At 62.5% G+C, this 21,651-nt stretch carries 13 protein-coding genes; 11 read left to right on the top strand and 2 right to left on the bottom strand.

Annotated elements, in window-relative coordinates:
* Positions 1–106: 106 nt before the first annotated feature.
* The 11 genes from G3N92_RS01455 (at position 107) to G3N92_RS01405 (ending at position 19,890) form a co-directional block, all read left to right on the top strand.
* The gene (locus tag G3N92_RS01455) at positions 107–1,012 is read left to right on the top strand and encodes a LysR substrate-binding domain-containing protein (RefSeq protein WP_206125665.1); all 906 of its coding nucleotides are present in this window, start codon (positions 107–109) and stop codon (positions 1,010–1,012) included.
* A gap of 103 nt (positions 1,013–1,115) precedes the next feature.
* Positions 1,116–2,357, top strand: coding sequence for an FAD-dependent oxidoreductase (locus G3N92_RS01450; protein ID WP_206125664.1), 1,242 nt, complete (start codon positions 1,116–1,118; stop codon positions 2,355–2,357).
* A 36-nt stretch (positions 2,358–2,393) separates the two neighbouring features.
* On the top strand, positions 2,394–3,308 hold the full coding sequence (lhpI, locus tag G3N92_RS01445; RefSeq protein ID WP_206125663.1) for a bifunctional Delta(1)-pyrroline-2-carboxylate/Delta(1)-piperideine-2-carboxylate reductase: 915 nt from the start codon (positions 2,394–2,396) through the stop codon (positions 3,306–3,308).
* A 439-nt stretch (positions 3,309–3,747) separates the two neighbouring features.
* On the top strand, positions 3,748–6,120 hold the full coding sequence (locus G3N92_RS01440) for a type VI secretion system tip protein VgrG (protein ID WP_206125662.1): 2,373 nt from the start codon (positions 3,748–3,750) through the stop codon (positions 6,118–6,120).
* Positions 6,121–6,124: 4 nt separating this feature from the next.
* A complete protein-coding gene (locus tag G3N92_RS01435; RefSeq protein ID WP_206125661.1) occupies positions 6,125–8,590 on the top strand; it encodes a M23 family metallopeptidase in 2,466 nt (821 codons plus the stop codon).
* Positions 8,591–8,775: 185 nt separating this feature from the next.
* A complete protein-coding gene (locus tag G3N92_RS01430) occupies positions 8,776–9,231 on the top strand; it encodes a hypothetical protein (protein WP_206125660.1) in 456 nt (151 codons plus the stop codon).
* Positions 9,232–9,505: 274 nt separating this feature from the next.
* On the top strand, positions 9,506–10,207 hold the full coding sequence (locus tag G3N92_RS01425; RefSeq protein ID WP_206125659.1) for a hypothetical protein: 702 nt from the start codon (positions 9,506–9,508) through the stop codon (positions 10,205–10,207).
* 435 nt (positions 10,208–10,642) lie between these two features.
* The gene (locus G3N92_RS01420; protein WP_206125658.1) at positions 10,643–10,903 is read left to right on the top strand and encodes a PAAR domain-containing protein; all 261 of its coding nucleotides are present in this window, start codon (positions 10,643–10,645) and stop codon (positions 10,901–10,903) included.
* Between the two features lie 167 nt (positions 10,904–11,070).
* Entirely contained in the window at positions 11,071–12,186 is a 1,116-nt protein-coding gene (locus G3N92_RS01415) for a hypothetical protein (protein WP_241014497.1), read from the top strand.
* Entirely contained in the window at positions 12,167–15,811 is a 3,645-nt protein-coding gene (locus G3N92_RS01410; protein WP_206125657.1) for an ImcF-related family protein, read from the top strand. The genes G3N92_RS01415 and G3N92_RS01410 overlap by 20 nt, the downstream gene beginning before the upstream one ends.
* Positions 15,812–16,053: 242 nt before the next feature.
* Complete coding sequence (locus tag G3N92_RS01405) at positions 16,054–19,890, top strand: DUF748 domain-containing protein (RefSeq protein WP_206125656.1); 3,837 nt, start codon at positions 16,054–16,056, stop codon at positions 19,888–19,890.
* A gap of 115 nt (positions 19,891–20,005) precedes the next feature.
* Here the strand turns inward: G3N92_RS01405 and G3N92_RS01400 are convergent, their stop codons facing one another.
* Both G3N92_RS01400 and G3N92_RS01395 read right to left on the bottom strand, forming a co-directional pair.
* On the bottom strand, positions 20,006–20,230 hold the full coding sequence (locus tag G3N92_RS01400; RefSeq protein WP_206125655.1) for a hypothetical protein: 225 nt from the start codon (positions 20,228–20,230) through the stop codon (positions 20,006–20,008).
* 100 nt (positions 20,231–20,330) lie between these two features.
* On the bottom strand, positions 20,331–21,644 hold the full coding sequence (locus G3N92_RS01395; RefSeq protein WP_206125654.1) for an MFS transporter: 1,314 nt from the start codon (positions 21,642–21,644) through the stop codon (positions 20,331–20,333).
* Between the last annotated feature and the right edge of the window lie 7 nt (positions 21,645–21,651).

Genomic DNA, 21,651 nt, shown 5'->3' with positions numbered 1-21,651 from the left:
CGGCGTGCGGAGGCAGGCCGAATCGTGCGTGATCAGCATTATTGAGGCGCTTGCATGCCCCGTAAAGCGAGATTAAATTGCCAGTTGATGACTTTTATGAACAACCATGCGCAAATTCAAGATCCCCAACCTGAGCGCGTTGATGGCCTTCGAAGCGGCCGCGCGGCACGAGAGCTTCACCTATGCGGCGAAGGAGCTGTTCCTGACGGAAAGCGCCGTGTCGCGCCAGGTGGCCACGCTCGAATCGCAGATCGGCGTGCGCCTGTTCGTGCGTTCGAAGCAGCGCGTGGTGCTGACGCGGGCCGGGCGGCTGTACGCCACGCAGGTGCGGCGTTCGCTGGAGACGCTCGACCGCGACACGCTGTCGATCATCGCGCACGGTAGCGGCGGCGGGTATCTCGAGCTGGCGGTGCTGCCGACCTTCGCGTCGCAGTGGCTGATTCCGCGCATGAAGGATTTCAACGATCGCGCGCCCGACGTGCGCGTCAACATGGGCGTGCGCACCGAGATGTTCCCGTTCGAGGAGACGCACTTCGAGGCGGCGATCCATTACGGCAAGCCGAGCTGGCCGGGCACCACGTCCGATTACCTGTTCGGCGAGGAGGTGGTGCCGGTGTGTTCGCCCGCGCTGCTGAGCAAGCCGATCAAGAAGCCGCACGAACTGCTCAACTACCCGCTGCTGCATTCCACCACGCGCCCCGATGCGTGGCCGCGCTGGTTCGACCATTTCGATATCAAGGATCCCTTGACGATGCAGGGCGTGCGCTACGAACTGCACACCATGCTGATCGCGGGCGCGGCGGCCGGGCTTGGCGTGGCGCTGGTGCCGAAGTTCTTCGTCGAGGGCAAGCTCGAGCAGCTCGGCGTGGTGATTCCGTTCGATGCGACGTTCCCCGTGCAGTTCTCCTACTACCTCGTCTACCCGACTGAACTGAGCCATGGCCGGCCGCTGGAGACGTTCCGCGCCTGGCTGCTGGAGCAGGCCGGCGCGTACAACGCCGTGAGCGGCTGAGCGGGACCGCCGCATTCGGGATGTCCCGATCGGAGATTTTGTTTCCTATCGGAAATTGTTCGGCTAGTATCGGGCGAATCGTCATGACTCGTCGCGGCAGGCCATGGAAGACATTTTGGTGGTGGGCGCAGGGATTATCGGCGCGAACGCCGCGCTGAACCTCACGGCAAAGGGATTTCGCGTGCACCTCGCGGACGCCGCCGAGCCGGGGCTCGGCTGTTCGTTCGGCAACGCCGGCATCGTCGCTGTCGATCACGTTGCGCCGCTGGCGAGCCCCGACACGCTGGCGGGCCTGCCGCGCATGGTGTTGCAAGCCGATAGCCCATTGAAGCTGCACAAGCGCGGCATGCTCAAGATGGCGCCGTGGATGGCCGCGTTCGCCCGGCAATCGCTGCCGTCGAATTTCCGGCGCAATACCGCATCGCTGGCCAGCGTCGTGACGATGGCCGCCGCGGCATGGCAGCGCCTGCTTGCGAAGCCGATCCTGAACGATCTGTATCGCGACACCGGCTCGCTCTACGTGTTCGAGAAGCCGGCCGATGCTGCGCGGGAGCGCCGGTATTTGAACCTGCTCGATCGCCACGGCGTGGCCTATCGCCACCTCGACGCCGCGCAGGTGCGCCGCGACTACCTGCCTACGCTGACCGAACGGATCAGCCACGCGCGGTATTTCCCCGGCATGGCGTCGATCGCGAACCCGCGGCTTGCGGTGCTGCGGATCGTCGATGCCGCCATCGCGGCCGGCGCGCGGTTCATGCAGGCACCCGTCGGCGAGATTCGCCCGCTGCCCGATGGGCGCGTGAGCGTGCGCCTTGGCGGCGACACGCGGCAGTTCGGCAAGGTGCTGATCGCCGCGGGGGCGCATAGCGCTGTGCTGACGCAGGCGCTCGGCTTGCGCATTCCGATCACGCGCGAGCGTGGCTATCACGTCCAGCTTGCGCGGCCTTCGGCGGCGGCGATCCCGGTGCCGGTCAGCTTCGTCGAGCGCGGGTTCACGTGCAATCCGATGCAGGACGGCATCCGGCTGGCCGGCACCGTCGAATTCGGGCCGCCCGAGGCGCCCGATTGGCGCCGCGCCGAGATCCTCGCGAGGCAGTTCGGCGCGTTGTTTCCGTCCGAGCCCGCGCCGGAGATCGCGACGCGCTGGTTCGGCGACCGCCCGACGCTGCCCGATTACCTGCCGATGATCGACGAGCTGCCGGTGGCGCGGAACGTGTTCGTCGCCACCGGGCATCAGCATCTGGGCCTGACGCTCGGGCCGCTGACCGGCGAACTGATCGCGCAGCGGATGGCCGGCGAAACGCCCGCCGTCGATCTGACGCCGTTCCGCGCCGGCCGCTTCTGACCGCTTTTCTTCTCTCACACGATCGAGGCAATCCCGATGAGTTCCATTCCCGTGTTCGATGCCGCGGCAACGGCGGCGCTGCTCGATTTCAAGCGGCTTGTCGATGCGTTGGCCGAGGCCAGCGTGCAGCACGAGGCCGGCGAGATCCATGCGCCGGTGCGCGTCGGCGTGCCGCTCGGCGCGGATGGCGTGCTGCTGTCGATGCTGGCGAGCGCGCGCGACGTGGCGATCCACAAGCTCGTGAGCGTCGCGCCCGGCAACGCGAAGCGCGGCCTGCCGACGATCTTCGGCAACGTGACCGTATGCGACGGCGAGACGGGCCGCCCCGAATTCATCCTCGACGGCCCGACCGTCACCGCGCGGCGCACGGCGGCGCTGTCGATGCTCGGCGTGCGCGTGCTGCACCCGTCGCAGCCGCGCGCGGCGCTGATCGTCGGCACCGGGCAGCAGGCGCTGGCGCATGGGCTGGCGATGCAAAGCCTGTATCCGGCGGCGCGCCTTTGGGTGCAGGGCCGTGGCGCGGATGCGGAAGCGGCGTTTTGCGCGCGGCTGGCGGCGCAGGGCGTGGCGGTCGAAGGTGTGGCGGCGAGCGGCGGCGCGATTCCGGACCACATCGATACGGTCGTCACGACGACGACGAGCCGGGTGCCCGTGTACACCGAGGCGGCGTGCGCAAGCCGGCTCGTGATCGGCGTGGGCGCGTTCACGCCCGATGCCGCGGAAATCGCGGCCGCGACGATTCGCGCGAGCCGCGTGTTCGTCGACGACCTGCAGGCGGCGCAGGCCGAGGCCGGCGATCTGATTCAGGCCCGCGTGGATTGGCCGCAGGTGCGAACGATCGGCGCGGCCGTGCGCGACGGGGTGGAGAAGGGCGGGGCGGTGGTGCTGAAGACAGTGGGGAGCGGGGCGTGGGATCTGGCGGCCGGGCGGGTGGCGCGGGGGGCGAGGTAGGGCGGCGTTTTTTGTGGTGGGTAGCGCCATTGACGCTTTTGTATCTCCGGATTCTTTAAAAACGAAAATGAGTGGAGATGTGGCTATCGCAACCGCGATGACTCTTTAGAAGAGTCATGAAAATGCGTTGGTGGATGCGCCGGATTAGCTCGGCCTGGAGCTTGGGGGATGGATCGTCTCCGTTGCCAATTGATTCCGTCGCCAGCTTCCGATTGATAGTCTGATTGTCGATCTATTGATCTTGGTTCATATCACTTAAATTCATCTCGATAAATACGATTTCAACTCATTTTAGTTAATCAACGTAAACGTTGATTAACCTCCGCTTCCGTGTTTGGCGCGATTGACGATCTTCTCGCACGGCTCGTAGATTTCGGTGCCGATAGATATGAGTGCAGCAATTGCACCTCATGCCTTTCAACCGAAATGGAACGTGCCTATGAACGCGGTGGCGAAAAATTTCACCGACGCGCTGCGTCATCCGAGTGCGTGTCTCAGTCAGCGCCTGCGTGTCTGGGTCGGGAAACTCGAACACGATTTCGACGTCGTCAAATTCCGGGTACGCAGCGGATTCTGCAAGGACTACACCGCTGACGTAACGCTGACTTCGTCGCAGCTCGATCTCGACGGCAAACACCATGTCGGACGGCGCGCCGGGTTGCAGATCGACGAGCGCGTGGCCGTGCCCTCGATCAGCCATATCGAGCCCGTCGATCGTGAGGCAGCCACCTTCAACGGTGTCGTCACGCGCATCGAGCGTATCGGCGTGAGCCTCGACGAAGCGACCTACCGGCTACGCATCGAACCGCGCTTCGCTGCTATCTGCAAGCGGATCATCAAGTCGGACACCTTCAAGGACGTGACATTGCAGGAGATGATCACGCAAGCGCTGGTCGACCGCGAGAATTTCGACGCATTCGACGTGCAGTTCCAGATCGAAGGGTTGTCGGAAAAGATGGAAGAAGTGGTGATGTACGAAGAGTCCTTGTGGAACTTCATCACCCGACACTGCCGTCGCAAGGGCGTCTTCTGGTTCTACAAACAGGGGCGCGGCAAGCATGGTCAGCTCGACACGATTGTCTTTGCCAACAATCCACGCGCCTATATCCGTTCGCTCGACGTGCCGCTCATCCCGGATTCGGGCCTGTCTGCCGGGTGTCACGAAGCAGTGCTGTCGCTCAATGACACACGTACCCTTGTGCCCGCCACGATTGAACTGTACGAGCGCAATTACCGCACACCGGACGATCCGTTGCGGGCGACGGCAAACGTCTCCAGTGAAGCGGACGACCGCTCGGTGTTCGGACAGATCAGCCGCAGCACGGAGTTCCACCTGACGCAGCAGCAGGGCAAGGCACTCGCGCAGACGCGGCGCGACGAGCAGATCGCGCGCCAAGCCACGCTCTCCGGCACGACGAATGCCTTGGGCATTGCGCCCGGCGTTGTGATGAAAGCGACCAATGTGAAGGTGCCGCGCGCCGGATACGGGTTCGTGATCACGTCGATGATCATGAAAGGCAGCCGCACGAAGCCGGCCCACGCTCGCTTCAAGGCAATGCCTGCGCATCTGGCATACAGCCCGAAATTCGACTACGAGCGGGACTGGCGTTTTCTGACAGGCCCTGTTGCAGGCGTCGTCACGACGTTCGATTCGACGCCCTACGGATGCATGGACGAGCACGGGCGTTATCCCGTCCTGCCGAAGTTTCTGCAGGGTGCGGGCAACACCAACCGACAACTGCTGAAACTGCGCTTGGTGCGCGTGTCGTCATCGGATCAAGGCGGCTTGCATTCGCCGCTGCTACCGGGAACCGAGGTGCTGCTGGAGGGGGCGCATGCCGATGTGGACCGCATGCATATCGCAGGCGCCCTGCACGACTATGCGCACCGCGATCCTGTTCGGGGTGTTGACGCGCTGAACAGCTATGCCATCTGGCGCTCACCATTGCTCGGTGCCGAAGTCGTTTTCAACGATCTGAAGGAAAAGGAAAGCGCCCGGCTTGCGACGGTGTACAGCCAGTCGGCGGTGAACCTCGGCTATCTGCTCGACAGCAGGAAGCGTCCGCGCGGCACCGGCTATGAGGCGACGACCCAGGCGTGGGCGACTATGCGCGCGGCGAAAGGGCTGTTCTTTTCAGCAGATGCGGCAGCGGGTGCCGATACGCCGCATCTCGACATGCCTGCCGCCGTCGCGCAACTCAGGGAGGCTCTCCAGCGAGTGACGAGTCTGGCGGCAGCAACCAGGCAGGCCGGGGCGGATGCGGCCGATCGCGCCACGCAGACGGCGCTGCTCGACGGCCTGAACCAGTTGCGTGACGCCGGGTTGCTCGCGAGCGCTCCCGGCGGCATGGCGTTCGTTACGCCGAAATCGATGCAGCACTCGGCCGGACAGAACGCGATCGTCACGGCAGGCCGGGACATGGACGTGAGCGTTGTCCAGCGCCTGCGCATGGCGGCAGGCGGGATGATCTCGCTGTGTGCCCACAAGCTTGGCATCAACCTCACCGCCGCGAAGGGCAAGTTCACGGCTTCCGCGCTCACTGATGGCATGGATCTGTTCGCGAAGCAGCAGGTACGCGTTGCCAGCGAAAGCGCCGATATTCAACTTGCCGCCCAAACGAAGATCGTGCTGAACAGCGGCGGTGCCTCGCTCGAGATCGAGGGCGGCAACATGACGTTCCATTGTCCCGGTGCGTTCAAGATCAAGGCGGCTTCGTTCGCGTTCGTCGGCCCTGGCAGTGTGCCGACATCGTTGCCCTCCCTGCCGAAAAGCAGCCTGAAGATTTCCGACGCGTATTCGTCGTCCCACTGACGCCATGATCATCAGCCCTCCCTTCCTTCCGGCGTCGGGCCTGACGGCCAGCGACGTGTCGAAACCGGATCCCATGATGGATCTCGTCGACCGGTTCGAGATCCGTCATCACGGCGTGTGGCCGGTCACTTTCGACCGGCGTTCTCATTGCGCCATCCATCTGAATCCGGGCGAGCAGACAGAGCCTGTCCGCGCGATTGCGGATGGCGAAGTTGTGGCGTACCGCGTTTGCCGGAACGCCATCTCGGACGGCACGAGCGATGCGGCGACCGGGCCGCCTTTGCTGAACTCGAACGCGGGCTTCGTTTTGTTGCGGCACCAAACCGATACGGGCGACGGACGCACGATCACGTATTACTCGCTCTATATGCACTTGCTGGACATGGTCCGGCAGGAGCATATCGTTCCGCAGCCCGAGAATCCGCCAGAGACAGGCTCGGCGAATGCCTTGCCCAAATGGCTGCTGGATACGGCAGAAGGTAAGGATGGTGTCGTCCAGATGGGCAATGCGAGGAAGGTCTATCGCAAGGACATGCTGGGCTACGTTGGTCAGCATCAGGGCATGGCGCATCTGCACTTTGAAATCTTCATGGCGGACGACGATTTCACCGCATGGTTCGAGAAAGTGCAGATCGGGGTGACGGAGTTGGTACAGCCGACGACCAGCGATTACTGGGGGCATAGCTACTTCGTCATTTCAGGCCCGCAGGAGTTCTGTTCGCAACCTGCAAACCTGAAGGAAAAGTGGTTTCCTCGCGTGCCGGGTGGCTCAATTGAAGCAGGCGAAACGCTCTACGTCGAAGCATGGTTCGACAAGGGGCGGCGCTTCACGCGCGCGTGGATCGATAGCGACGGCAGCGGGGAAGTGACACTGCTCACGCCTGATCCTATTGCTGATCCCTATGACAGCGGTACCGGCAAGCGTTACGAGTACGACCTGTATCAGCGTGCGATGGCGCTCTATCCGGCATGTCCGAGCGACGGCTACGAGATGTTGCGCTTCGGTCGCATTCTCTCGGAGCAGCCCACGTTGACGGAGGCAGATTGCGCTACCTGGATTGCGGTGCCGATCGACGAACACGGCACGCTGGGTTATGTCGATATCGCGCCTGAAGCCATCAAGAAACTGTCCGACGCGGATTTCCCGTTCTTCACGGGGTGGAAAAAGATCGACGCCGACAATACTCCGTTCACAGATCTGGGGCGATGTGACTACCTCACGCTTTGCGGATTGACCGGCATTCAGGATTTTCCATTCATGGCGCTGCCGCTCGAGGATGATCCGAACAATGACAACGAGGTCGATCTGCAGCTTGCCAGCTATGTGCAGAACATGGATGGCGTGGCCGAAAAGCTCCGCGGGATGGTGTTCAAGGCGCGAAGCGAGTGGGATTCGTCTAACCACGAGGCGCGGTATGGGGATTTGAACGATCTGGATGGCTTCTTTGGCAAACAGATAGATACCAATCCTGATGGGTACGCGGCGTTTACCGATTTCCTGAGCAAGTTCCAGTTTCTAGATAAGACGCCGCTTGCGGGGCAGGAGCTTTGGTTCTTTCATCCGTTGGCGTTTATTCGGCATTTTAGGCGGTGTGGGTGGTTGAGTGCGAGTGAGTTCACACAACTGTTACCGACTGAGGTGCTGCGCGAAGCCGGAATACACGGAATTTATTACGAAGCTGTTATTTATTCTAGGGTGAGAGCGAGTTTCGCTAAAAAACATCGAATTCCTCTGAATCGTGCTTTGCGAAAATATATTATTTCTACCCCCGAACGCATGGCGGTTTTCTTTGGAAATTCTATTCAGGAGACCCAGTGGCTGGAGAAATTGCATGAGAACAATCGCGACGAGTGGTACTACCCATGGGATGGTCGAGGGTTTTTGCAGCTCACGCACTCATCAAATTATATCGGCTACTGGGATTTCCGGGGGCGTAAGGCCAAAATATCACAAACAGTACGCGACGCCTTAGCACATGCTCAGACTCAAGCCAATAAACATCGAGTGCAGTCGCAGATGTATATAGCAGACTCAGTTAGCGGAGTGACACCCGTGATGATAGGGTGGCGCGAGCAAGTCAGTGCCAATGGTGAGCCTGAAACGGTTGAAAACACTTTCGCTCCAGCCGATAGCGCAGGGTACTACTGGGCACACTCTGGCATGGCTCGTTACGCTGATGAGCCGACGTTCTTGGAACGGTGTGCGGTGATTGCCAAGCGGCCGCCGGATTCTCATCCGAATCCACCAGTTGGAAGGATCTATTACCACAGTATGAATTTTCGAGACGCGTCAGCCGTTGTGAATCTTCCTAGTGCAGTGGGGCAGATCAATATTCCTTTTAATGGGTATATTGCCCGCTGTGTGGCATACGCACAGGCACTAGCCGTACTGGCAGAAATCAAATTTCCCGATGCGTCAGGGATTCCCTCACTAGAGTTCCCTGAGGGGCGTGTTCCGCGGAGAGATTAAATATGTGTAACAGATTTTATGCGATTTTGGTTGGAATTCTATTCGTAACTATCTCATTTCTATCGTGTTCTGCAGCTAATCTTCCTGGAGCTATTGGGTCATCTCGGCTCGTGGTCAGTATGGGAGATGGGTGTGTTATCAGCGTCGAGGACTATTTCAAAGGGCATCTGGCTAGTGGAATGCAGATGCATGCGTCTTACTGGACTGAAAAAACGCCCGTTGAAACGCAGATGTCTAAATTCGGCATAAATTTTGTATGTATTGGCCTGATGGGTCAATCAAAAGAAGATGTTGCAAAGGAGTATGGCGCCGTTTTAGATGGAGATGGACGAGGTTGGGTTCCTTACTTCGATAATGAGAGAGAGGCGGGGGCGTTGAGTGAAGTTACCACGGTGGATAACCTCGATGCAGTCAATGCGGATGGATTTTATTTAATCCAGGATGATCTGGATGGCGATCCAGGACAGCGGGAGCGTTATCTGTCATTCTGCATTTTTCAAAAAACCATAGCTTTGTGCGGCGGGCAACCTGTTATGTATCTTGGCGATCCGAAGGGCAATCTCCTTCCGTATGTTCTTGAGATCCTTCGAGGTATCGAGTTTGTTGACCATTTGGATGGTATGTCTGCATCGAAAAATTAATCTATTGTTCCATGACTATTGTCTTGGAAGGTAGATAATGATTCTGTTGGATAATTTGGTTTGAATTGGTAGTGAAGTGATGGTGATGTCAATTGTTTTGTTGAGATTGCATTGTTGTGTCTGCGGTGAATATTTCTGCTGGATTGATGTTCGGTGAAAAATCCAAGTGCAGTCATGATGATGAAAGATTCTTTCTGAGTTTAGGTGAAAAATATTTCATTGATTTGTGTAATTTTTCTGCCGGCTGGTTTCTGATTTTTAGAGAGGTCTTGGTGTGTTGTATAAAATATTTGTTGCTGGTTGGTTTGCTGTTACATGCTTTTGTGCTGATGCATCGGCTGATGGCGGCGTGGTGAAATTGGGCGGCGGTACCAGCAATCTAACGGCAGATGGGCCGGCGTCAGTGCACATAAGAATGATCGGTTGTGATTTCTCGATGATTTTAAAAAAATATGATCATGTTCAATACAATGTTCCAGAATTAATATTTTATCGTGCAAATTCTCTTCTTCCTTATAGGGAGCTCCCATTTCTTAAGCAGGCGGAAACGTATTCTGGGTATGGTTGGTGGTTTGAGGAAGGTAGAGCCGAAAATGTGCCATGGATTGGCTTCATGTGTGTGAGTGCCTCGGATTTCAAATGGTCATCCGATAATGCTGGGGGTAATGATGTTACTCAACCAATGCAAGATATCATGGACGATAATTCGTGGAGGTGTCCGGCAGATTTTGATGAGGGAAAATGGGTTCGGCATCAAAAAAGCGAGGGGGTGAATTTTGAAAATATCAATGTACCTGGTGCAAGCGGATTTGTGTTGGATTTCATTTCAAAAAATAAAAATAAAACTTCAAGATTTTGTTTTGTTCATGAGGGTGATGTTTTGATTGGTATATCCGGCGGTGATTTTGATGGGAAGATTGGAAAAAATTCGAATGGTACGTCCCTTCGTGATGTCCTGCGAACTCTTGAATTTTAGTCTCTCGGTGTGCTGATGCTAATGCAGGTGGTGTCGGTGTTCGGGTAAGGTTATGTTGTGTTGTATTGTTAATTATTTTATTGATTTTAAAAATCGGAGTAAATTTAAATTTCGTGTAGGGGCGGATTGTGAGAAGTAAAAGATGCCCGAATTTGTAGGGTGGGTTTTATCATGAAAACTTTGAAGTATGGTTATATGTCATGGTTCTGGTTGGCAGGTTGTGTGGCTGCGAAGGAGTGCTCGATGAATGCGATTATGTGCTTGCTCTCGATAGAAAGAGGTAGATGGTTTTTAAGAAAAGTGACGCGATGCTGCTCGAAGTCAAGTTTTGATCTTGTGTTTAATGGATGAGCTGATTTGGTTGTGCTTCGAAAAAATAGGAAGAAAATTTCTTCCAAGACGTCACCTGTGGATAGACAATCTGAACACTAAACGATGCAATCACCCATCCGCAAAGGCGACAAACTAGAACACGGCGGCGAAGTCACCGGTGGCTCGCCATGGTTCGAGGTAATGGGCCGCCCCGTCGCCCGAAAAGGCGACGAGGCAATCTGCGAGCAGCACGGGCCAACCACGATTGACGAAGGCTACGCCAGACTCCCGGATCGCGATGGCAAGGAGGTTGCCTTCCATCACCACCGTTGCGTGTGCGGTTGCCGTCTGCTCTCGTCGCTCATGAATTTCAGTGTCGAGTAATGCCGGTCGACCTCTCCCCGGCTGGGCTCCCTGGCGGCTATCCACCCAAAATGCGTTTCCGGCCATGGGCTGCGGCGTGGTTCGTGTGCAATCTGCTTGGTCCGCTATGTGTAGCGCTTGCATGGCCGAACGTTGAACCTGCGCGTGGCCTCGCGTTCTGGAGCTGGATGATCGGGGTACCGAACGGTGTGTTCCTGCTCCTGCTCGGTTTTGCCCGATCAGGGTACGAAGTGATGTGGTATCGCACGTACTGGCGAAATCATCATCGCGACCGTTGGCTTGCGCGAAAAATTCGATTCGCGCAGCGTCCGCTGCACGTGCTCGACGCGGGCTATTGCTTGCCGCTGGCGGGCAAATCCCTTTCCGAAGCGCTGGCAGGCAAACAGCCGCTCCTGAAGATGCAGAGCGCCCGTCATGGCTCGGGCAAGGTCATGTGTAACCGCTTTGAGGACGATGATCCGCTGCTGCTGACAGGGTTGCCCGTAGCCAGTGAAGAGAAAAACGAGGACGGCGCCGCAGACGTGCCGATAGAGGTTGCACCGGCTGTCCAGATGATCCGCGTTGCCCTGGAACCGTTGATCGGCACTATTCAGGCGTTGACGCGATACGAAAAGCCTTACTGGCCGCAGGTACGCGTGCTGGCGGCGCCGGACGCCGCGGGACTGTACGTGGCGCGTGTCCGGGAAGCCTTGCAACTGGCGGCGCTTCCGCCGCTCGAGATCCAGTCCGCTCCCGCGACCGATGGCCTGCTGGTGGCGGATGGCTGGCTCGACGCGCGCGAGAGCCGTCCGCTCCTGATCGTTGCCGCAGCGTGGCATGACGCGGCCATTACCGAAGGCGGTGCCGAAGGTTGTGCCGCCCTGCTGCTCGATCCCGGTTACGTCAAGCTTCCTTCGAGCGTCCGTCACAAGGCTGCGCTGCATCGTCCCGTTCAGGCAATCGATGGTCAGGCTCAACACGGCTTTGCGAATGCCGCGATCTGGGGCAAAGCCAAGGCAGCATCGGTGACGCACGCCTGGATCGCGCGGCCGCTCGAGCAGTGTGACCGTGCCCTCGCCGCCGCTGGTTTTCAGGCCGCCTTGGGGGACACCGCACAGCATCGGCTCGATCGTATCGTCGGCAATGTGGGTGCCGCCAACGGCTTGCTGGCGATTGCTGCTGCCATTGAGGCCGGGGCGTCAGACAGCCCGCAACTGCTGATCGATGGTCTGCAGTCGGCCATCCTTCACGTGATATCCGCAGAACAATTCAACGTTTCCACGCATGACGACTCCCCAAAATAATTCGAGAAACAAGGCGCCCGACACCGTCGGCAGCAAGCCGGCTTCGGGGCGCGTGGCGATCTGGGGCATGCCGCTCGCAGCGCTTGTCCTGGCCATTGGCGCGCTGCTGTTGGTCTGGTTCGGGAATGACAGTCTTGGCATCGCAGATGGCGCACCTCGCATGCGGTTTTTGATCGGTATCCCGATTGCGCTGGTTGTCGTCGTGATCGCCCATCTGTTCGCGGTATCGACGGGCGCGTACGGCGGGGCGGCGAGGTGGTTCCGAGCCGAAACAGGAGACCGCACCAAGGCGATGAAGCCGCTCAGGTGCGATGCGCGGCTGCAACGCGTGTACGAGGCGCTACGCGTTTCGTACGGCTGGCGTTGGCGACGCCGCCTGCGCTGGCTGCTGTTGATCGGCATGGACGAGCGCATCGATCAGGTCGCGCCGGGACTCAAGCAGGCGGGCGTCATGCATGTTGGCGAAACGATCCTCGTGCACACCTGCCCGGATGGCGTCGATTCGGAGGAATGGCTCGGCCAGATCCGAAAGCTGCGCCGCCGGCCTATCGATGGCGTGGTGCATGTCGCTCGCGCACACGATATCGAGACCGACTTGCCGCGCAAGCTCGCAGGACTCGCCGCTTCGCTGGGGTGGGCGGCGCCGGTTGCTTTTCTGCACCCGGTCGAAGCGAATGGCAACCCCGCCGAACGCTTCGATGTGGTGGGGGCATTCATGCCGGATGTCGCGCGCCGGCACGCGACATCCGCAGCCGCACGATTGCCCGAACTGCTCGACGAGGTCGAGCACCGAACGGCGGATACGGGCGTGCGCCTGTCTACCTGGAATAACCGGGTGACTTGGCTGATGGAAATCTCGAAGTACGTCGGCGACCATGCCGCCAGGATCACGACGAACATGCGCATGCTTGCCGCATCGAACTGGTTGCGCGCGCCGTTGGCGGGCGTGTTGTTCGCTCCGGTTTTTCCGGGCACTGGCGCGGTGCCAATGCCCGTGGCTATTCATGGTGACGATACAGCGCTCGAGGCGGTGCCGATGGCCGAAGTGATGCGTGAGCAACCGCACGCCCTGCTGCCGGTGTGGCACCAGATTGCGTCCGCCATGCCGAACTATCGGGGGCGCCGCACGAGGTTGTACTGGCCCGATGCGCTTGCATGGTGTGTCCTGATCGGAGCCATCGCATGGATCGCACTGTTGGTGGTTTCCGGGCTGGGCAACCGGGCACTCGTCAACGAAGCGGAAGCAACCGCCGCCCAGGCGCTTGCGACGGCACCCGGAACGCCGCTCGCGTTGCGTGCGCAACTTGCGCTGCAGAATGAAATCGAGACGCTCGAATATCGTCGGCAGCATGGGGCACCGTGGTATCTGCGCGCGGGTCTGTCGCGTAACGGCGACCTCCTCGATACGCTTTGGCGGCCCTACCAGATCGTGGCCAGCCGTGATCTGCGTCAGCCACTCGCGCAAGCGCTGGAAAGGCAACTCGGATCCCTCTCGCAGGTGCGCGCGGACGAGCAGCAGAGCCATGCCGCCCGGCAGCGGGCGTACAACCGTCTCAAGGCGTACCTGATGCTCGTAATGCCTGCGCGCGCGGAAGCGCCGTTCCTCAAGGCACAGATGCTGGACGTCTGGCCTGCGCCCGCCGCTATGCAGGCGGGGGAATGGATCGACGTCTCGCGGCAACTCGCAGGATTTTGGGCCGATCATCTTGGCGCGCATCCTGAATGGCGAACCGATGCTTCGCAGACGCTGGTTACGCAGATGCGTTCGACGCTCGTGAGCCAGATCGGCCTCGCCGCCAGCGACGACATGCTCTATCGGCGCGTGCTCGAAGCGGCGCGCAACAAGTACGCCGACGTATCGCTCGCGACGCTGCTTGCGGGCGCGGACGCGCATGGCATGTTCACGACTACGCAGGTGGTACCGGGCATTTTTACGCGCGCAGCGTGGGAGCGTGTCGTCGAGAAGGCCATCGACGATGCGGTGAAAGGGCAGCATATCGAGGGCGACTGGGTGTTGGGCGATCAGGCGGCTGCCCAGGGCAACGCTGCTGTCGAGCAAGGCCTGATAGGCACGGCCCGAGCCACTATCGATGCCAGGCAAAGTGCCGACACACTGAGGAAGCGACTGCGCGACCGGTATTTCAAGGATTACACGGCCGCCTGGGCGACCATGCTCAACAGCTTCCAGTGGATTCGCGCCACCAGTTTTTCGGGCGTGATAGATCAGCTCACGCGCTTGACCGATGCGCAGGCTTCGCCGCTGCTCGCTGTCATGAGATCAGTGAAGTACCAGGGCGAGGCGGGGCGGCCCTCGCAGGCGCTGACCGATACGCTCATGCGCAAGGCGCGGGGATTGTTGACCGAAGGCAGCGACGCGGCTCAGCCGGCCGTAATCAATCCGCTCGACCGTTCGTTCGGCCCGCTGCTCGCGTTGATGGGCGACGCGATCCCGGCGCCCGCCAGCGGCAACGGGCAAAACGCTGCCGGACTAAACGCCGCCGCGTTCAGCGGCGTCAGCCTCTCGCGCGTCCTGACGGCCGACACCACCGTGCGTCTGAAGCTTCAGCAGATCCAGGCAAGCCTGGATGCGCAGGCGATGGCGCGATCGCTTGCACAGGCCGTATTCCAGGGCAAGCTCTCCAACCTTTCTCAGGCGCGCGACGACGCTGCGCTGACTGCCGCGAGCGTGGGCGCGCAGTGGGCCGGGTTCGGCCAGACGATGTTCGTGAAACCGCTCGATGCGGCCTGGGAAGCCGTTCTCCAGCCGGCTGCCGCAAGCCTGAACGATACGTGGCGTGCTGCCGTGACTGCCCCGTTCGAGACATCGTTTGCTTCGCGCTATCCGTTCGCGCCGACGTCGGCGGATGCATCTTTCGCGGAGTTGGGGCGTTACGTTCGGCCCGATGGCGGGTTGATCAACCGCTTTATCCAGATCGAACTGTCCGGCGTGCTCAAGCGGCAGGGCGATCAGTGGGTGCCGGACGAACTCGCGCCGACATCGTTGCAATTCGATCCGAAGTTCCTTGCCATGCTGCGGCTTGTCGGCCCACTCGGTGCACGTCTTTACTCGCGGGGCGAGGCAGGCTATCACTTCGAGTTGATGCCGCAGCCGTCACCGGACGTGACCCACACCGAACTGAGTGTGGACGGGCGTCGGATCGTCTACTTCAACCAGCAGGATGCCTGGACCCGAATGGCTTGGCCGGGCAGCGGGCTGAACGGCCACGCGTCGCTAACCTGGCAGGCGCAGAACGCCGGGGTGCGGATCGCGTTCGATGAGACAGGCGACTGGGCGTTCCTGCGGCTGCTCGAAAAAGCCCAGGTCCGGCCGCTCGACGATACGCGCTACGAACTGATATGGCGTGGCCGGCCGGATCGTGGCGCCGTGCACGTGTCGATGTTGCCGGAAGCCGTGAAGGCGATTCCTGCGTCGGCCGGCGAGCCCCTTGACAGCACGAAGCCAGCGTTGCGCTACGTGCTCCGCACGCAGGCGGGAGCCGGGCCGCTCGATCTGCTGAAGCTGCGTGGCTTTCGCATGCCCGAGCGCATTTTCGTAACAGGCCGTGCCGGAGATGTCTCCGGGCCACCCTCCATGCCGCCCTTGCCGCCGGAGTTGCAGCCATGACGTGCTTCGCGGCGGAAATTTCATATCCGGAACACGCCGATCGGTGTCTCGGCCATCTCTTTCGGAATCGGGAAGAGGCGCGTCACACGGGGCGCCTGCGCCCCGTCTCCCCTTGATCTCTCTCCGCCCCTTCTCTCCCTCCCGACATCGCCGTTCCCCGCCAACCGCCTATACTTCCGAAAGCTCAGCTTCCCGTCCCGATTTTGCAGACGGCATCCGCCGTCGTCACAACGGCACTCCGCATGTCCAGCATCCAGAAAAACCAGCCCAAAGCACCCCGTTCCTCCGTCGCGCAGCGGCTTGGCGGCGTGGCGCGCTCGCGCCGCACGAAGCGCGTGGCGATCGGTATCGTCGCGTTCCTGATCGTATTCGGCCTGCTCGGCTTCTTCGCCGCGCCGCCGCTGATCCGCCATGTCGCCGAACAGCAACTGAGCCGCCAGCTCGACCGCCCGGCCAGCATCGCGCGAATCGCGCTGAACCCCTACACGCTGCGGCTCGAGGCCGACGGCGTGCATATCGGCGAGCGCGGCGGCCAGGGCCCGTTCGTCGATATCGGCAAGCTCACCGTGCGGCCGGCGTGGTCGTCGCTGCTGCGCGGCGCGCCGATCGTCGACGAAGTGCGCATCGATGCGCCGCGCTTTCATATCGTTCGCTACGACGCGCAACGCTTCAATTTCAGCGATATCGTCGACAAGTTCTCGAAGCCGTCCGCGCCGTCGTCGTCGGGGCCGACGCGTTTCTCGGTGTCGAACATCCAGGTGACGAACGGGCGCATCGATTTCGACGATCGTCTGCTCGGCGCCGCACACACGATCGATCAATGGTCGCTCGGCGTGCCGTTCGTCGCCACGCTGCCGTCCAAGACGGACATTTTCGTGCAGCCCACGCTGAAGCTGCGCCTCGACGGCAGCCCGATCGCGATCGACGGCCGAACCAAGCCGTTCGCGCAGTCGCGCGAGTCGGAAATCAACCTGAAATTCGACGGCCTCGACGTGCCGAAGCTGCTGTCCTATTCGCCGGTCAAGCTGCCGGTGGCGGTCACGTCGGGCCGGTTGTCGAGCGACTTGGCCGTGCGCTTCTCGATCGACGACAAGGCGCCCGCGCTGCGCGTGTCGGGCACCGTCGATCTGGCCGATGCGAACGTGACCGATCCGGCCGGCCGGCCGTTGTTCGCCGCGCGGCAACTGCATCTGGCCGCCGCGTCGCTCGAACCGCTGCGCAATGTGCTGCATTTCAGCGAGATTCGCGTTGCACAGCCGGTCGTCACGCTGTCGCGCGATGCGGCGGGCGTGTTGAACGTGCAGAAGCTGGCGGCGTCCGAGCCGGGCGGCGCGGCCCACAAGCCGGCGGCCTCGCCGGCGAGCGCAGCCAGCGCCGCCGCCGTCGCAACCCAGCAAGCCGCCAAACCCCAGCCGCTCGACCTGACGATCGCGCGCCTCGCGATCGACGACGGCACGATCCACGTCAGCGACGCCGCGGTGTCGCCCGCGGCAGCGCTCACGCTGGCGAACCTCAAGACCACGCTGGCCGGCTTCACGCTGCAAGGCCGCCAACCGGCGAAGTTCTGGGTGTCCACCACGCTGGCGCAAGGCGGCGCGTTCAGCGCGGCCGGCGCGTTCAGCCTTGCGCAGCAGCAGGCGGGCGGCCATCTGACGCTCGATGCGCTGGCGCTGCCGGCGCTCGCGCCGTACCTGTCGGGCGCGACGTCGGCCAAGCTGATCGACGGCAAGCTCGGCGCTTCGGTCGATGCATTCGCCGATTGGTCGAAGGCGCCGTTCGCGGCGAACGTCGGGCCGAGCAGGCTGACGCTGAGCGCGCTGAAGGTCGGCGCGCCGTACGCGAAGGCGCCGGTGCTGGCGTTGCAGAAGGCGACGGTGAACGTGCAGCGCATCGACGTCGGCGCGCGCGACGCGCAGATCGCCAGCGTCGACGTGAACGGCTTCGCCGTGGATGCGGCGCGGCTCAAGAACGGCGAGATCGATCTGGCTTCGCTGGCCGCGCCCACGAAGCCCGCGCGGCCGGTGCCGGCTGCGGCGAACGAAGGCGGCAAGTCCGCCGCCGCTGCCGCCGCGCCCTGGCATTACCGCATCGGCGAGCTGAACCTGACCGATTCGAAGGCCGGCTTCACCGATCTGTCCACGCCGCACCCGGTCAAGCTGGCGCTTGCGCCGCTGCAGGTGAAGGTCGGCCCGATCACCGACGACTTGTCGAAGCCGCTGCCGCTCTCGCTGCGCACGACGCTGAACCGCAAGGGCACGTTCGCTGTGACGGGCGACGTCACGGCCACGCCGCTCAACGCCCACCTGCGCATCGACGGCAACCGGCTCGACGCCGCGGCCTTCGAGCCGTATTTCGGCGGCGCGCTGAACGCCACGATCGCGAGCGCGCTGCTCAATGCGAATGGCAATCTGGCCGTGTCGCAGAACAAGGCGGCCACCAAGGCCGCCTATCGCGGCGACGTCGCGCTGGTCGACGTGCGGATGCTCGACAAGGCCACGTCCGATCCGTTCGCGGGCTGGCGTTCGCTGGCGCTGTCGAACCTGAAGGCGAATTACGACAGCGCGCAGGGCGTGGATGTCGACGCCGCGCGCGTGACGTTCGCGAATTTCTACGGGCGCGTGCTGCTCGATGCGCAAGGCCGCCTGAACCTGAGCGACGTGGTGGCCAAGCAGACCGGCCCGGCGCAATCGCTGACGCGCGACGCCAGCGGCGCGCAGCCGGTGGCGCTGTCGCCCGGCGCGGCGAAGGCGGCGTCGGCCACGGCGTCGGCGGTCGAGGCAGCGAGCGCGCATCCGGCGTCGGACACGGCCGCGGCCAGCAATTCGGCGAGCGCGCCGCTGCCGGCCTCGGCGCCGGCGATCGTCAAGGCCGCCGAGCCGCCGAGCCAGCCGGTGCGGATGCGCTTTGGCGAACTGGTGTTGCAAGGCGGCCGCGTCACGTATACAGACAACTTCATCAAGCCGAACTACACGGCCGATCTGGTCGACATCCAGGGCACGGTGGGCGCGTTCGGCACCGAATCGCGCGACAGCGCGCCGGTGGACGTGGCCGCGAGCCTCGAAGGCAACGGCCCGATCTCGATCAAGGGCTCGGTGAATCCGCTGATCGCGAAACCGGCGCTGGACCTGACGGCCTCGGCGCACGGCATCGAGCTGACCAACCTCACGCCGTACTCGACCAAGTACGCGGGCTACCCGATCACGAAGGGCAAGCTCAACGTCGATCTGCATTACCAGCTCGCGGACGATCAACTAAGCGCCAACAACCACATCTTCATCGATCAATTGACGTTCGGCGATCACATCGACAACGACACGGCCACGCGGCTGCCGGTGCGGCTCGCGATCTCGCTGCTGAAGAATTCGCGCGGCGAGATCGACGTGAACATCCCGGTGTCGGGATCGTTGTCGAGCCCCGAGTTCAGCGTGGGCGGGCTGATCTGGCACGCGGTGCTGAACCTGTTGAAGAAGGCCGTCACGGCGCCGTTCTCGCTGCTGGCCAGCGCGTTCGGGGGCAACGGCGAGGAACTCGGCTACGTCGAATTCGCGCCGGGCCTCGCCACGCTGACGGACGCCTCGAAGCAGAAGCTCGACACGATCTCGAAACTGCTGGCCCAGAAGCCGTCGATCCGGCTCGACCTGACCGGCCGCGTCGATCCCGCGCGCGACCTGCCGGGCCTGCGCGAGGCCTATGTCGAACGGCTGGTGCGCGTGCAGAAGCTGAAGGGGGTGGTGGGGCAGGGCGAGAGCGTCGATCCGATGACGGTCAAGGTCGCGCCGGACGAATACCTCAAATACCTGACCGAAGCCTACAAAGCGGCCGATTTCAAGAAGCCGCGCAACCTGATCGGCATGCAGAAGACGCTGCCCGAAGCCGACATGAGGCAGGCGCTCGAGGCACACGCGCCGGCCGACGACGCGGGCTTGCGCGCGCTCGCCCAGCAGCGTGCCCAGGCCGTGCGGCAGTATCTGGACGGCAAGGTCGATCCGGGCCGCATGTTCATCGTCGCGCCGAAGCTCGACGCGAAGGGCATCGAGGACAAGGGCGCGACCACACGCGTGGATTTCGGCCTGAAGTAAGCGCCGACCGAAACGGGGCCGGAGCCAACCGGCTCCCCATGAAAAACGCCCGCGCATGCGCGGGCGTTGTCTTTTGCGGCGGCCAAAACCGCGCCGCTTGACCGCGACGCGCCGGTCAGTGCGCGCCGGCCGAGGCCGGTTCGCGCTTGGCGAGTTCCTTGCGCGCGGCGAGCGGAATGCGCGGGTCGTCCCAGGTGCTCAGCCATTCGATCTCCTTCGCCGTGAAGATCTGGCCGTGATTGCGCAGCGTGTATTGCAGCGAATCGATGATGTGGTTGCGGATGATTTCCGGCGTGCGCGTGTCGTCGAGCACGGAGCGGAACGCCTCTAGCGTGGCCATCGTCGGGCTCCGGGGGTTAGGGATAACCCGGTTATCGCACGTCAATAGTCGTTCGCCAAGCCGGAAAAAAATGTCCGGCGCAGGGGGCCGAACTTGCGCTTCAGCGCAGCAGGTTGCCGGCGGCCTTGCCGCGCGCCAGGATCCAGCCGTTCAACCCGGCGCACAGCACCAGCAGCGCGCTCGTCACGAAAAACACCGCGTGCAGGCCCACGTGCGCGCCGATCTGGCCGCCCAGCAGCGGCCCGACGAGCTGACCCGAAAATTGCGCCGATTGCAGGTAGCCGAGCACGCTGCCCGACGAATGCTCGTCAACGGCGTGCCGCACCAGCTTGGCGATCGACGGCAGCAACCCCGCCAGCGACATGCCCATCGCGCCGCGCAGCAGCGCCAGTTGCCACCAGTGCGTGACGAACGCCTGCGGCAGCATCACGAGGCCGGTCACCAGCAGGCAGCCGATGATGACCGGCCAGCCGCCGACGCGGTCGGCCAGCCCGCCGAGCCGCGGCGCGGTCAGCATGCTGCCGAACGCCGAGGCGGCCATCACGATGCCGGCGGTGCGCGCCAGATCGTCGTGCGGCACGCCGAGCTGGCCGATATACACGGTGATGATCGGCTCGATCGACATGTTCGCGAGCAGCACCATCATCGCGGTGAGCAGCAGCACGCCGAGCGCGGCGCGGCGGCCTGTATCGGCGCCGGCCGACGCGCCTGCGCCGGCGTTTGTGCCGCGCGCCGCCTTGGCGCGCACGTCGCGGCTGCGGTCGAAATCCTCGCGCACCAGCAGGATCGTCGCGGCGGCGGCCGCGGCGATGATCGCGCCGCCCACGAAGAACGTGCCGCGGATGCCGACCAGCGCCGGCAGGAAGCCGCCCACCAGCGGCCCCACCAGGTTGCCGGCCAGCGCGCCGGTGGACAGCACGCCGAGCGCCCAGCCGGCGCGCTCGCGCGGCGCCTGGGTGCCGACCATCACGATCGACGCCGATGCGTAGCCGCCGATCAGCCCGGCCGCGAGCCGCAGCGCGACGAGCTGCGCAATGCTGTGCGCCACGCCGATCAGCGACATCACCACCGCCATGCCGATCGCGGCGCGGATCAGCATCGGCTTGCGGCCGTAGCGGTCGGCGAGCCGGCCCCACAGCGGCGCGGTGATCGCCGTGCCGAAGAACGTGGCGCCGAACGCCACGCCCGACCATTGCACGACGGCGGCCGGCGACGTCACGCCGAGCTGCTCGACGTACAGCGGCAGGAACGGCAGCAGCATGCTGAGGCTGACCAGCGTGGTGAACGAGCCGAACACGCAGACGGCGAGATTGCGCTTCCAATAGCGCGCGTTGCGCTCGGCGTAGCCGCCCGCGCCGGCGGGCGCGGCGGTCGGTTCGGGGCGAGGGGCGGGTGCGGCGGCGGGATGGGACATGGGCAGA

Source organism: Burkholderia sp. Ac-20379 (assembly GCF_017104645.1).
Lineage (GTDB): Bacteria > Pseudomonadota > Gammaproteobacteria > Burkholderiales > Burkholderiaceae > Burkholderia.
The sequence above is the reverse complement of the archived record's forward strand: the minus strand, read 5'-3'. Positions and strand labels throughout refer to the sequence as shown.

Excerpts from the sequence above, each read along its gene's own strand:
- G3N92_RS01405 (WP_206125656.1), top strand. The coding sequence starts at position 16,054 with ATGTCCAGCATCCAGAAAAACCAGCCCAAAGCACCCCGTTCCTCCGTC.
- G3N92_RS01400 (WP_206125655.1), bottom strand. The coding sequence starts at position 20,230 with ATGGCCACGCTAGAGGCGTTCCGCTCCGTGCTCGACGACACGCGCACG.
- G3N92_RS01440 (WP_206125662.1), top strand. The coding sequence starts at position 3,748 with ATGAACGCGGTGGCGAAAAATTTCACCGACGCGCTGCGTCATCCGAGT.
- G3N92_RS01415 (WP_241014497.1), top strand. The coding sequence starts at position 11,071 with ATGATCGGGGTACCGAACGGTGTGTTCCTGCTCCTGCTCGGTTTTGCC.
- lhpI (WP_206125663.1), top strand. The coding sequence starts at position 2,394 with ATGAGTTCCATTCCCGTGTTCGATGCCGCGGCAACGGCGGCGCTGCTC.
- G3N92_RS01450 (WP_206125664.1), top strand. The coding sequence starts at position 1,116 with ATGGAAGACATTTTGGTGGTGGGCGCAGGGATTATCGGCGCGAACGCC.
- G3N92_RS01395 (WP_206125654.1), bottom strand. The coding sequence starts at position 21,644 with ATGTCCCATCCCGCCGCCGCACCCGCCCCTCGCCCCGAACCGACCGCC.
- G3N92_RS01430 (WP_206125660.1), top strand. The coding sequence starts at position 8,776 with ATGCATGCGTCTTACTGGACTGAAAAAACGCCCGTTGAAACGCAGATG.
- G3N92_RS01420 (WP_206125658.1), top strand. The coding sequence starts at position 10,643 with ATGCAATCACCCATCCGCAAAGGCGACAAACTAGAACACGGCGGCGAA.
- G3N92_RS01455 (WP_206125665.1), top strand. The coding sequence starts at position 107 with ATGCGCAAATTCAAGATCCCCAACCTGAGCGCGTTGATGGCCTTCGAA.
- G3N92_RS01410 (WP_206125657.1), top strand. The coding sequence starts at position 12,167 with ATGACGACTCCCCAAAATAATTCGAGAAACAAGGCGCCCGACACCGTC.
- G3N92_RS01435 (WP_206125661.1), top strand. The coding sequence starts at position 6,125 with ATGATCATCAGCCCTCCCTTCCTTCCGGCGTCGGGCCTGACGGCCAGC.